The sequence below is a fragment of the Vibrio sp. 1401 genome (assembly GCF_033340295.1).
In genome coordinates this window covers 1-623 of sequence record NZ_JAWOWF010000508.1, presented here as the reverse complement: position 1 = coordinate 623, position 623 = coordinate 1, and the positions used below count along the sequence as shown (strand labels likewise).

Below are 623 nucleotides of genomic sequence, written 5' to 3'. Positions count from 1 at the left end.
GTTAAAAATGTTCTTGCTGCTGAGCTTATTTGCTACGGCGCGCTTTTACTGCTTCAGAAAGCTGACGAAGTACCGTTTCCGTATCGTCCCAACCGATACATGCATCAGTAATCGACTGACCGTAAGTTGCCACTTTACCATCCACTAAATCTTGGCGGCCTTCAACCAAATGAGACTCGATCATCACGCCAAAGATTGCATCTTCACCACCAGCGATTTGCTCTGATACATCATCAGACACTAGCATTTGACGTTTGAACTGCTTAGAGCTGTTCGCGTGGCTAAAATCGATCATCACTTTCTTCGGTAGACCAGCCGCGTCCAACTCGTCTTTGATTTGAGCAACGTGTGCTGCACTGTAGTTTGGTTCTTTACCACCACGTAAAATGATGTGGCAGTCTGGGTTACCTGCGGTTTCAACAATCGCTGAATGACCGTACTTCGTTACCGATAGGAAATGGTGAGAAGCGCTTGCAGAACGAATAGCATCACTCGCGATTTTAATGTTACCGTCAGTACCGTTTTTGAAACCAACCGGGCAAGAAAGACCAGAAGCGAGTTCGCGGTGAACTTGCGATTCCGTCGTGCGTGCACCAATCGCGCCCCAGCTGATCAAATCCGCA

1 protein-coding gene is annotated in these 623 nt (G+C 47.8%); it reads right to left on the bottom strand.

The annotated features are described in order from the left end of the window. Positions 1-25: 25 nt before the first annotated feature. Positions 26-623 (bottom strand): 3-deoxy-7-phosphoheptulonate synthase (locus tag R7Z77_RS26515; protein WP_281947922.1); only part of this gene is annotated, 598 nt, incomplete at its 5' end.